The sequence below is a fragment of the Pseudomonas citronellolis genome, from assembly GCF_029335315.1.
Lineage (GTDB): Bacteria > Pseudomonadota > Gammaproteobacteria > Pseudomonadales > Pseudomonadaceae > Pseudomonas > Pseudomonas citronellolis_A.
Genome location: NZ_JARJLT010000351.1, coordinates 1 through 12152, shown reverse-complemented (window position 1 = coordinate 12152; position 12152 = coordinate 1). Strand labels below are relative to the sequence as shown.

Annotated in this window: 11 protein-coding genes; 10 read left to right on the top strand and 1 reads right to left on the bottom strand. The window is 68.4% G+C overall.

What is annotated here, in order from left to right; translation table 11 throughout:
• Positions 1-171: 171 nt before the first annotated feature.
• The 4 genes from P3W75_RS26630 (at position 172) to P3W75_RS26615 (ending at position 4413) form a co-directional block, all read left to right on the top strand.
• Positions 172-900 carry a thioredoxin fold domain-containing protein gene (locus P3W75_RS26630; RefSeq protein WP_276230314.1) on the top strand — a complete coding sequence of 243 codons (729 nt, stop codon included), beginning with the start codon at positions 172-174 and terminating at the stop codon, positions 898-900.
• A gap of 184 nt (positions 901-1084) precedes the next feature.
• Entirely contained in the window at positions 1085-2389 is a 1305-nt protein-coding gene (locus tag P3W75_RS26625; RefSeq protein ID WP_276230313.1) for a homoserine dehydrogenase, read from the top strand.
• 53 nt (positions 2390-2442) lie between these two features.
• Positions 2443-3852, top strand: coding sequence for a threonine synthase (gene thrC / locus P3W75_RS26620; protein ID WP_276230312.1), 1410 nt, complete (start codon positions 2443-2445; stop codon positions 3850-3852).
• Between the two features lie 276 nt (positions 3853-4128).
• The gene (locus P3W75_RS26615; protein ID WP_276230311.1) at positions 4129-4413 is read left to right on the top strand and encodes a DUF3509 domain-containing protein; all 285 of its coding nucleotides are present in this window, start codon (positions 4129-4131) and stop codon (positions 4411-4413) included.
• A 335-nt stretch (positions 4414-4748) separates the two neighbouring features.
• On the opposite strand, the gene P3W75_RS26610 is transcribed toward P3W75_RS26615, so the two are convergent.
• Positions 4749-5948: a CaiB/BaiF CoA transferase family protein gene (locus P3W75_RS26610; protein ID WP_276230310.1), complete on the bottom strand. Its 1200-nt coding sequence runs from the start codon at positions 5946-5948 to the stop codon at positions 4749-4751.
• 236 nt (positions 5949-6184) lie between these two features.
• Between P3W75_RS26610 and P3W75_RS26605 the strand changes: the two genes are divergently transcribed.
• From P3W75_RS26605 to P3W75_RS26580, 6 genes are all read left to right on the top strand, one after another.
• Positions 6185-7357: a GGDEF domain-containing protein gene (locus P3W75_RS26605; RefSeq protein ID WP_276230309.1), complete on the top strand. Its 1173-nt coding sequence runs from the start codon at positions 6185-6187 to the stop codon at positions 7355-7357.
• 67 nt (positions 7358-7424) lie between these two features.
• A complete protein-coding gene (locus P3W75_RS26600; RefSeq protein WP_276230308.1) occupies positions 7425-7964 on the top strand; it encodes a YaeQ family protein in 540 nt (179 codons plus the stop codon).
• Between the two features lie 158 nt (positions 7965-8122).
• Positions 8123-9838, top strand: a complete 1716-nt coding sequence (gene recJ, locus P3W75_RS26595; protein WP_276230307.1) for a single-stranded-DNA-specific exonuclease RecJ — start codon at positions 8123-8125, stop codon at positions 9836-9838.
• Positions 9839-10187: 349 nt separating this feature from the next.
• Positions 10188-10520, top strand: a complete 333-nt coding sequence (locus P3W75_RS26590) for a ferric uptake regulator family protein (protein WP_276230306.1) — start codon at positions 10188-10190, stop codon at positions 10518-10520.
• 96 nt (positions 10521-10616) lie between these two features.
• Complete coding sequence (locus P3W75_RS26585) at positions 10617-11723, top strand: NADH:flavin oxidoreductase/NADH oxidase (protein ID WP_276230305.1); 1107 nt, start codon at positions 10617-10619, stop codon at positions 11721-11723.
• Positions 11724-11860: 137 nt separating this feature from the next.
• Positions 11861-12152: hypothetical protein (locus P3W75_RS26580; protein ID WP_276230304.1), on the top strand; the 292-nt coding region annotated here is incomplete at its 3' end.

Below are 12152 nucleotides of genomic sequence, written 5' to 3'. Positions count from 1 at the left end.
CATATGGCGAGGAGCGTCGGCGTGGGATGACGGGCGAATACGAGGGCGGATATTGGCAAGCCCGGCGCCAATCGACCAACGGTTGATCCGGAAGCTTCGCGCTACAAGCTCGCGGTTCGGTCCGGCGGCCTGGCTGTGGTAGTCTTCGCGGTTCATCCACAGGAGTTTTCCATGCGTCTGTCCCGATTCCTGGTTGCCGCGGCCCTGGGCCTCGCCAGCACCTTCGCCCTGTCCGCCGAACCCGACCAGACCATCCGCAAGACCCTGCAATCGCTGCAGCCCGACCTGCCCATCGAAACCATCGGCGCCAGCCCGGTTCAGGGTCTCTACCAGGTCGCGCTCAAGGGTGGCCGGGTGCTCTACGTCAGCGCCGACGGCAACTTCGTGGTGCAGGGCAACATCTATCAGGTGAAGGATGGCGCGGCCACCAACATCACCGAGGTCGCCGAGGCGGCCGGCGTGGCCAAGACCATCAACGCGCTGCCGGCCAGCGACATGGTCGTGTTCCCCGCCCAGGGCGAGGCCAAGGCCCACATCACCGTGTTCACCGACACCACCTGCCCGTACTGCCAGAAGCTCCACGCCGAAGTGCCGGAGCTGAACAAGCGCGGCATCGAAGTGCGCTACCTGGCCTTCCCGCGCCAGGGGCCGAAGTCCCCGGGCGACCAGCAGCTGCAGGCGGTGTGGTGCTCCAAGGACCGCGCGGCGGCCATGACCGAGATGTTCCACGGCAAGGAAATCAAGGCCGCGCAGTGCGCCAACCCGGTGGACAAGCAGTTCGAGCTGGGGCAGATGGTCGGCGTGCAGGGCACCCCGGCGATCATCCTCGAAAGCGGGCAGATGCTGCCGGGCTACCAGAGCGCCGGCGAAATCGCCAAGCTGGTGCTCAGCGCCAAGTAAGACGGGGCCTGCGCCCGATTTGACTAATGGGGTACCGCTTCGTAATGTGCGGTTCCTTTAACCAAGAGGTCGGGCAGCCGCCCGGCCTTCGTACGGCACCTCCCGATTCCGGGCCGCCCGCCATCCGCGCGGGCGCGCTGCGTTCAGGGGGCGCCGTGTTGCCGCGATGATGGGGAGTTTCAGCGTGAAACCGGTGAAAGTGGGAATCTGTGGGTTGGGGACCGTCGGTGGCGGTACCTTCAATGTACTCAAACGCAACGCCGAGGAGATTGCCCGCCGCGCCGGGCGTGGTATCGAGGTTGCGCAGATTGCCGCCCGTCGCCCCAATCCGAAGTGCGAAACCGGCAGCACCCCCATCACTGCCGACATCTTCGACGTGGCGAACAACCCGGAAATCGACGTGGTCATCGAGCTGATCGGTGGCTACACCCTGGCCCATGAGCTGGTGCTCAAGGCCATCGAGAACGGCAAGCACGTGGTCACCGCGAACAAGGCGCTGATCGCCGTGCACGGCAACGAGATCTTCGCCAAGGCCCGCGAGAAGGGCGTCATCGTCGCCTTCGAGGCCGCGGTGGCCGGCGGCATCCCGGTGATCAAGGCGATCCGCGAGGGCCTCGCGGCCAACCGCATCAACTGGCTGGCCGGCATCATCAACGGCACCGGCAACTTCATCCTCACCGAGATGCGCGAGAAAGGCCGCGCCTTCGCCGACGTGCTCAAGGAAGCCCAGGCGCTGGGCTACGCCGAAGCCGACCCGACCTTCGACGTCGAGGGCATCGACGCCGCGCACAAGCTGACCATCCTGGCGTCCATCGCCTTCGGCATCCCGCTGCAGTTCGACAAGGCCTACACCGAGGGCATCACCCGCCTGACCACCGCCGACGTGAACTACGCCGAGGCGCTGGGCTACCGCATCAAGCACCTGGGTGTCGCCCGTCGCACCGACGCCGGCATCGAGCTGCGCGTGCACCCGACCCTGATCCCGGCCGACCGCCTGATCGCCAACGTCAACGGCGTGATGAACGCCGTGATGGTCAACGGCGACGCCGCCGGTTCGACGCTGTTCTACGGCGCCGGCGCCGGCATGGAGCCCACCGCTTCCTCGGTGGTCGCCGACCTGGTGGACGTGGTTCGCGCCATGACCGCCGACCCGGAGAACCGCGTGCCGCACCTGGCCTTCCAGCCGGACGCGCTCTCCGACCACCCGATCCTGCCGATCGAAGCCTGCGAGAGCGCCTACTACCTGCGCATCCAGGCCAAGGACCACCCGGGCGTACTGGCCCAGGTCGCGACCATCCTCTCCGAGCGCGGCATCAACATCGAATCGATCATGCAGATGGAAGTCGAAGAGCATGACGGTCTGGTGCCGATGATCCTGGTTACCCACCGTGTGCTCGAGTCCCGCATCATCGAAGCCATCGCCGCGCTGGAAGCGCTGGATGACGTGGTCGGCAACGTCGTACGCATCCGCGTCGAACAACTGAACTGAATCGAGCGCGGCGGCGCCTGCGGGTGCCGCCGCCGAACCGAAGGTTTGCACACATGCGTTACATCAGTACCCGCGGCCAGGCGCCCGCGCTGAACTTCGAAGACGTGCTGCTGGCTGGCCTGGCCAGCGACGGCGGCCTCTACGTGCCGGAAAACCTGCCGCGCTTCACCGTCGAGGAGATCGCCTCCTGGGCCGGCCTGCCGTACCACGAGCTGGCCTTCCGGGTGATGCGCCCGTTCGTCGCCGGCAGCATCAGCGACGCGGACTTCAAGAAGATCCTCGAAGAGACCTACGGTGTCTTCGCCCACAACGCCGTGGCGCCGCTGCGCCAGCTGAACGGCAACGAGTGGGTGCTGGAGCTGTTCCACGGCCCGACCCTGGCCTTCAAGGACTTCGCCCTGCAACTGCTCGGCCGCCTGCTCGACCACGTGCTGACCAAGCGCGGCGAGCGCGTGGTGATCATGGGCGCCACCTCCGGCGACACCGGCTCGGCCGCCATCGAAGGCTGCAAGGCCTGCGAGAACGTCGACATCTTCATCATGCACCCGCACAACCGTGTGTCCGAGGTGCAGCGCCGGCAGATGACCACCATCCTCGGCGAGAACATCCACAACATCGCCATCGAAGGCAACTTCGACGACTGCCAGGAGATGGTCAAGGCCAGCTTCGCCGACCAGGGCTTCCTGAAAGGCACTCGCCTGGTCGCGGTCAACTCGATCAACTGGGCGCGGATCATGGCCCAGATCGTCTACTACTTCCACGCCGCCATCCAGCTCGGCGCGCCGGCCCGTTCGGTGGCCTTCTCGGTGCCCACCGGCAACTTCGGCGACATCTTCGCCGGCTACCTGGCGCGCAACATGGGCCTGCCGATCAGCCAGCTGATCGTCGCGACCAACCGCAACGACATCCTGCACCGCTTCATGTCCGGCAACCGCTACGACAAGGACACCCTGCACGCGTCGCTGTCGCCGTCCATGGACATCATGGTCTCGTCGAACTTCGAGCGCCTGCTGTTCGACCTGCACGGTCGCAACGGCAAGGCCATCGCCGAGCTGATGGATACCTTCAAGGCCACCGGCAAGCTGTCCGTCGAGGATGACCGCTGGACCGAAGCGCGCCGCCTGTTCGACTCCCTGGCGGTGAACGACGAGCAGACCTGCGAGACCATCGCCGAGGTCTACGCCGAGTGCGGCGAGCTGCTCGACCCGCACACCGCCATCGGCGTGCGCGCGGCCCGCGAATGCCGCCGCAGCCTGGCGGTGCCCATGGTCACCCTGGGCACCGCGCATCCGGTCAAGTTCCCGGAAGCGGTGGAGAAGGCCGGTATCGAGGCGGTTCCGGCGCTGCCGGCGCACCTGGCCGACCTGTTCGAGCGCGAAGAGCGTTGCACCGTGCTGCCGAACGAACTGGCCAAGGTGCAAGCCTTCGTCAGTGCCCACGGCAATCGCGGCAAGCCGCTCTAAGAACCTGGCCACGGCCTGCTGCGCGTCGGCATAACTGCGTTAAAAACAGGCGAGTAATGCTCATTTAGCGGCCTGAACTCCGCTTCCTCGCCTGTTTTTTCCTTGTTCTGCTCTAGCTCGCAAGGCCGTGAACAGGCTCTACGTCGCCTCCCCGAAGAAGCCCGCCACCTGGCGGGCTTTTTCATTTCAGGGGGTAAATGCCTGAGGCGATTGAACTTTTCTCCACTGACGGGGTCATTTCCTCACGTATTTCGTTGTCGCCACAGGAGACACCCCATGGACCAACTGGAGCCCATGCTCGCCACCACCTTCAGCCAGTACGCCCGCGCCCTGGGCCCGGCGCGGCCGGACGGCGGACGCGTGCTGAGCCTGGCCAACGAGGCCGGCGAAGTCGTCCTGCAACGTGTCCTGAGTGGCGCGCAACTGGCCACCGAGGACAGCTGCCAGGAAGCCCTGACCGCCATCAGCCGCGACCTGGCGGTGCAGGAAGGGCGCATCTGCGACGACGTGATCAATGCCTTGCGCCTGCGTGCCGCGCAAGTCATGAGCTACGACAGCTGAGGCACTGCCCCGGTTACGAAAAAGCCGCCGGTCCCCTAGGGCCGGCGGTTTTTTTTCATGGGCCGGTCTGGAGCCGGCGCGCGCCACGGATGAACGCCGATCTCCGTCGTAGGGGCGGGCCATGCCCGCGATTACCAGAGGTATCGGTGCGATACAACCGAACCCTTCCTGTACCGTCGTCCCCGCGAACGCGGGACGCGGCTCCATCGCGAACAGCGCTTGCGCTGGCCCGAAGGGGAATCATCCAGAGTCTCTGGGCTCCCGCGTTTGCGGGAGTGACGGGGTTGGGGCAAGACAGCTGTTCCTACAGTTACGTCCAGCGCTGCTGGCGGGGCTCAGATCGCGCCGGCCTGGCGCAGCGCGGCGATCTGCTCCGCGTGGTAGCCCAGCTCGCCCAGGATCGCCTCGTTGTGCTCGCCGAGCTTCGGCCCGATCCATTCCGCCGAGCCGGGGGTGTCGGAAAGCTTGGGCACGATCCCCGGCATCTTGAACGGCTTGCCGTCCGGCAGCTTGGCCGAAAGGAACATCTCGCGGGCGAGGAATTGCGGGTCGGCGAACATGTCCTCGGCGGAATAGATGCGGCTGGCCGGCACCTCGGCCTGGGTCAGCACCTGCAGCACCTGCTCCAGCGATTCGGAGCGGGCCCAGCGGTCGATCACCCCGTAGAGTTCGTCGCGGCGCGCGTCGCGGCCGTCGTTGCCGGCCAGTTGCGGGTCGTCGGCGAGGTCCTGGCGGCCGATGGCGAGCATGAAGCGACGGAAGATCGCGTCGCCGTTGGCGGCGATCTGCACGTGCTTGCCGTCGGCGGTGGTGTGTACCGAGGATGGGGTGATGCCGGGCATGATGTTGCCGCTGCGCTCGCGGATGAAGCCGAACACGTCGAACTCCGGCACCATCGATTCCATCATGGCGAACACCGCCTCGTAGAGCGCCACGTCCACCACCTGGCCCTGGCCGCCGTTGACCTCGCGATGGCGCAGCGCCATGAGGGCGCCGAACACGCCCCACAGGGCGGCGATGGAGTCGCCGATGGAAATGCCGGTGCGCACCGGCGGGCGGTCCTCGAAGCCGGTGATGTAGCGCAGCCCGCCCATCGACTCGCCCACCGCGCCGAAGCCCGGCTGGTCCTTGTAGGGTCCGCTCTGGCCGAAGCCGGACAAGCGCACCATCACCAGCTTCGGGTTCAGCGCGTGGAGCACGTCCCAGCCCAGGCCGAGCTTCTCCAGTACGCCGGGGCGGAAGTTCTCGATGAGGATGTCGGCTTCGGCGAGCAGCTTCTTCAGCACCTCGCGGCCGGCTTCCTGCTTGAGGTTCAGGGTCAGCGAGCGCTTGTTGCGCGCCTGCACGAACCACCACAGCGAGGTGCCCTCGTAGAGCTTGCGCCACTTGCGCAGCGGGTCGCCGCCGTCGGGCGACTCGATCTTGGTGACATCGGCGCCGAACTCGGCGCACAGGCGCGCGGCGAAGGGGCCGGCGATCAGGGTGCCGAGTTCCACGACCTTGAGGCCGGCGAGGGGTTTGGCGGTGCTGTTCATGCTGGGTTCCGTCGGTCTGGCAGTGCAGCGACTCTAGCGTGCGCGCCGCGCGCCGGGTAGCCCGCGTGGCGAAGCCGATCGATCGGTCGTGAAAGCGTTCCGCGTTCGCCGCGGGGCGCGTAGAGTAGTCGGCATCCCCCTTCAGGTCCGACCGGACAACCGCCCATGCGCGCCCTCGCCGCCACAGTGTCCGCCGTTCCCGTGCCGCCCGCAGCGGGGCGGCTGGAGGCGGGCGCATGACCCTGGACCTGCCCACCCTGGTGCTGGCCGACCTCTACGTGCTCAGCCTGGTCGGGGTGCTGATGTGCTTCGCCTGGCACAGCGGCCGCCGCGAGCCGACCCTCGGCTACATGTGCGCGATGCTGGTGCTGGCGGTGTTCTCGACCTTGCTCATCGGCCTGCGCAGCGCCGGCCTGGACGCCGTCGCCATCGTCCTCGGCAACGCGGTGATGATGCTCTCCTGCGCCACCCTGTGGACCAGCATGCGGGTGTTCGCCGGGCGCCCGCCGCACTGGCCGGGGATGCTCGCCGGCGCCGCCGCCTGGGTGCTGCTGTGCCTGGTGCCGGCCTTCTACCAGTCGCTGACCTTGCGCATCCAGGTCAACTCGCTGTTCACCAGCCTTTATTGCCTGGCCGCCGCCGCCGAGCTGTGGCGTAGCCGCCAGCGCCTGGAAGTGTCGCTGCGACCGACCCTGGTGCTGCTGCTGTTCCACGCGGCCTTCTACTTCATGCGGATCTTCTTCGATCGCGGCACGCCCTACGTGGTGCCGCCTGCGCCGGGCCTGAGCTACTTCGCGGTGCTGGTGTTCGAGACCATGCTGGTGGCCGTCGGCCTGGCCTTCACCACCCTGACCATGGTCCGCGACCGCGCCGAGCTGAAATTCCGCGCCGCGGCCCTGAGCGACCCGCTGACCGGCGTCGGCAACCGCCGCGCCTTCATGGCGTCCGGCGAGCGCCTGCTGCGCCTGTGCGCCGAGCGTGGCGAGCCGGCGGCACTGCTGGTCTGCGACCTGGACAACTTCAAGCGCCTGAACGACGCCTATGGCCACCCGGTGGGCGACCGCGCGCTGGTGGAATTCAGCCGCATCACCGCTTCGCGCATGCGCCGCCAGGACGTGTTCGGGCGCATCGGCGGCGAGGAATTCGCCTGCCTGCTGGCCGAGGCCGGCACCGAGGCCGCCTGCCAGGTCGCCGAGCGCGTGCGCCGGGAGTTCGCCGAGGTTCCGTTCGTCGGCGATGGCCTGCTCAGCGTCAGCATCGGCGTGGCCACCAGCGAGGAGGGCGGCTACGAGCTTGCGCGCCTGCTGGCGCTGGCCGACCGCGCGCTGTACCTGGCCAAGGCCAAGGGCCGCAACCGCATCGAACTGTCCGACTCGGGGCCGGATCGCGACGCCGACGCGCGCCGCTGAGCGAAGGGGGCGGCAGGGCCGGCGCAATCGGGGTAGACTTGCCGCCTTCGCATCCCCGGGATAGACCATGGCCCTCTCCGCCACCCCCTACAAGGCCGACATCAGCCTCACCGACCTGGACCGCGGCGTCTACGAGACCCTGCGCTTCACCGTCGCCCGCCACCCCTCGGAAACCGAGGAACGCCTGGCGGTCCGTCTGCTCGCCTACGTGATCTGGTACAACGAGCAGCTGGCGTTCGGCCGTGGCCTGTCGGACGTCGAGGAACCGTCGCTGTGGGAGAAGAGCCTGGACGACCGCATCCTCCACTGGATCGAAGTCGGCCAGCCGGACAGCGACCGCCTGGTGTGGTGCTCGCGCCGCTGCGAGCGCCTGTCGCTGCTGGCCTACGGCAACCTGCGGGTGTGGACCACCAAGGTCCTCGACGGCGTGCGCCACCTGAAGAACCTCAACGTCGCCGCCGTGCCCCAGGAGCCGCTGGAGGCCCTGGCCAAGGACCTGCCGCGCTCGATCAACTGGACGGTGATGATCAGCGAGGGGACGATCTTCGTCACCGACGAGAACGGCCAGCACGAACTGCAACTGGAATGGCTGATGGGCGAGCGCTGAATTGCGCTAGCTGCGTGTCGGCCCGGCTGTGTTGAAAACAGGCCCGGGCTTGCTCATTTACACTCAGTAAACGCCGCGCCCGTGCCTGTTTTCGCCTAGCCGTGCTCTAGCTCGCAAGGCGCAAGGTCAGGCTGAAATGGAAGGATTGGAAAGCTCTGATGCGCATCGACCCCCGCCCGCTCCCGGACACCCTGCCCGACCTCGGTGACCTGCCGCCGCTGCTCACCCGCCTGTACGCCGCGCGTGGTGTGAAGTCCGCCGAGGAACTGGACAAGGGCCTGGCGCGGCTGATCCCGTATCGCCAGCTCAAGGGCGTGGACGCTGCGGTCGAGCTGCTGGTCGACGCGCTGGAGAAGCGCCAGCGCATCCTCTACGTCGGCGACTTCGACGCCGACGGCGCCACCGCCAGCAGCGTCGGCGTGCTGGCCCTGCGCATGCTCGGCGCGGCCTGGGTCGACTACCTGGTGCCGAACCGCTTCGAATACGGCTACGGCCTGACCCCGGAGATCGTCGCCGTGGCGCTGCAGAAGCGCCCCGAGCTGCTGGTCACCGTGGACAACGGCATTTCCAGCATCGACGGAGTCGCCGCGGCCAAGGCCGCCGGCCTGCGTGTGCTGGTCACCGACCACCATCTGCCGGGCCACGAGCTGCCGGCGGCCGACGCCATCGTCAACCCCAACCAGCCGGGCTGCGAGTTCCCCAGCAAGGCCATGGCCGGGGTCGGGGTGATCTTCTACGTGATGCTCGCCCTGCGCGCGCGCCTGCGCGAGCTGGACTGGTTCGCCCGCAGCGGCACGCCGGAGCCGAACCTGGCCGAGCTGCTCGACCTGGTGGCCCTGGGCAGCGTCGCCGACGTGGTGCCGCTGGACGCCAACAACCGCATCCTGGTGCACCAGGGCCTGGCGCGCATCCGCGCCGGCCGCGCCCGTCCGGGCCTGCGCGCGTTGCTGGAGGTGGCCGGGCGCGACGCGCGGCGGATCACCTCCACCGACCTCGGCTTCATCCTTGGCCCGCGGCTGAACGCGGCCGGGCGCCTGGACGACATGTCCCTGGGCATCGAATGCCTGCTCTGCGAGGACGAGGGCGTCGCCCGCGACATGGCGGTGCAGCTCGACCAGCTCAACCAGGACCGCAAGGCCATCGAGCAGGGCATGCAGCGCGAGGCCCTGGCGCAGCTCAAGGAGCTGCCGGTGGAAGAGATGCCGTTCGGCCTGTGCCTGTTCGACGCGGACTGGCACCAGGGCGTGATCGGCATCCTCGCCTCGCGCCTGAAGGAGCGCTACCACCGCCCGACCATCGCCTTCGCCGACGCCGGCGACGGCAGCCTCAAGGGCTCGGCGCGCTCGGTGCCGGGCCTGCACATCCGTGACGCGCTCGACGCCGTGGCGGCGCGCCATCCGGGGCTGATCAGCAAGTTCGGCGGGCACGCCATGGCCGCCGGCCTGTCGTTGCCGCAGGAACACTTTGGCGCCTTCGCCGCGGCCTTCGACGCCGAGGTGCGGCGCCAGCTCGACGAGGACGACCTGGCCGGGCGCATCCTCTCCGACGGCCAGCTGAGCCTGACCGAATTCCACCTGGAACTGGCCCGCGCCCTGCGCCAGGCCGGCCCCTGGGGCCAGCACTTCCCCGAGCCGCTGTTCCATGGGGTGTTCCAGGTCGTCCAGCAGCGCATCGTCGGCGAACGCCACCTGAAGCTGGTGCTGAAGACCGAGTGCGGTTCGCTGCAACTGGACGGCATCGCCTTCAACGTCGACCGCGAAGTCTGGCCGAACCCCACCGTGCGCTGGGCGGAAGTGGCCTACAAGCTGGACGTCAACGAGTACCGCGGCAACGAGACGGTGCAGCTGATGGTGGTGCACCTGGCGCCGCGCTGAGGCGCAAGTCTCGTTCCCGTCGCACGGTCCTCCCCGACGGCCGTGCCCCGCGTTCGCGGGAATGACGGGATTAAAATTCGTGTTCCCCCTGTCGTCCCCGCGCACGCGGGGATCCAGTGACTTCAGCGCCTCGTCGTAGGAGCGAACTCCGTCCGCGATAGCCTCGCGCCGAATCCACCGGCCTGCGGGTGTTCCCCGTTCGCCTTGGCGCCACCGGTCGCAAAGGCCATTCGACCCGCCGGACGCCGGTCGATGAGCAACTATTTCGCATTCTCATTACCAGTTTTTCACACTCGTTCGTCTTCTATGTAGAGCACCTCGATTCGTCAGACCGGAAAAGGATTCTTTCGTGACCTTGCGCCATCGCCTCCCCGAAGTTCCCGCGAGCCCCCGCGTGCCGCTGCCGTCGTTGGCCGTGCGGCGCGAGCAGCGCCCGGCGCGGCAGCTGCTGGAGAACGCCGGGCTGCGCTGCAGCCTGCCGCGCCTGAAGCTGCTCGACGTGCTCTGTGGCGGCGCCTTCTACAGCGTCGCCACGCTCTTCGCGATGCTCAACGACGAGATCCCGCTGGTCTCCCGCGACTGCGTGCGCCAGACCCTGCGCCGGCTGCACGCCAGCGGCCTGCTGCTGCGCGACGCGCAGGGCCGCTACGGCCTCGACCCGGAGCCGGCCGTGGCGCATTGAGCCGCCGCTCGGGCGAACGATCGACGTGCCGCCCGGCCAAGCCGGGCTACAGTTGAAGTGTCGATCATTCGTGGAAAGAACCGAGGGAGTGTAGCCATGAGCCAGCTGTTCGAGCCCCTGACCCTGCGCCAACTGACTTTGCCCAACCGCATCGGCGTTTCGCCCATGTGCCAGTACTCGGCCGAGGACGGCCTGGCCAACGACTGGCACCTGGTGCACCTGGGCAGCCGCGCCGTGGGGGGCGCCGGCCTGGTCCTGGTGGAGGCCACCGCGGTGGTCCCGGAAGGACGCATCACCGACCGCGACCTTGGCCTGTGGAGCGACGAACAGGTCGAGCCGTTGCGGCGCATCACCCGCTTCATCGAATCCCAGGGCGCCGTCGCCGGCGTCCAGCTGGCCCACGCCGGGCGCAAGGCCAGCACCTGGGCGCCGTGGCTGGCCAAACCCGGCAGCGTGCCGGTGAGCGAGGGCGGCTGGGTGCCGGTAGCGCCCTCGGCCATCGCCTTCGACCCCAAGCACACCACGCCCACCTCGCTGAGCGAGGCGCAGATGGCCGAGGTCGCCCAGGCCTTCGTGCGCGCCGCCGAACGTGCCCTGGCCGCCGGCTTCAAGGTGGTCGAGGTGCACGCCGCCCACGGTTACCTGCTGCACCAGTTCCTCTCGCCGCTGTCCAACCAGCGCCGCGACCAGTACGGCGGCTGCTTCGAGAACCGCATCCGCTACCTGCTGGAAGTCACCCAGGCAGTGCGCGAGGTGTGGCCGGAAGAGTTGCCGCTGCTGGTGCGCCTGTCGGCCACCGACTGGGTGGAGGACGGCTGGAACCCCGACGAGACCGTGGAGCTGGCGCGGCGCCTGAAGGGCCTGGGCGTAGACCTGATCGACGTGTCCTCCGGCGGCACCGCGGTGAACGCCGAGATTCCGGTGGGGCCGGGCTACCAGACGCAATTCGCCGAGCGCGTGCGCAAGGAGGCCGGCATCGCCAGCAGCACCGTGGGCATGATCACCGAGCCGGTGCAGGCCGAGCACATCCTGCGTACCGGCCAGGCCGACCTGATCCTGCTGGCCCGCGAGCTGCTGCGCGAACCCTACTGGCCACTCAACGCCGCCGACGAACTGGGCGGGCAGCAGGTGCCCTGGCCGCCGCAGTACCTGCGCGCGGCCCATCGCGGCACCCCGGCGCGCAAGCCGCTGGGCGAGTCCTGAGCCTGCCGGCGCGCCGCCTCCAGGACGGCGCGCCGGGCGCTTTACGCTACAAAATGTGAAATGGGTCGCATCAAGGCATTTTGCTGCTATGCTCGCCCGCATCGCGTCAGGATGACGCCACCCCCGGTAGCAAGAGCATGGAAGCGCGCACCACACCCTCCGCCGTGCCGGAGTCGGAAATCGCCCTGCTGGCGAACATCCTGGCCCTGGCGACCCGCAACATGTCCGCCCTCAGCACCCTGCTCGGCCAGCTTTCCCTGGAGCTGGGCCGCAGCACCGACCCGCACCTGCAGCAGGTCGGCCAGCGCGCGCTGAACGACATCACCCACCTGGCCGGCGACCTGGAAACCCAGTGGGAGCTGATCGGCAGCCTGGCGCGCTTCTGCCCGCTGCTCGCGCGCAGCCAGCTCAAACCCGAGCCGCTGCTGA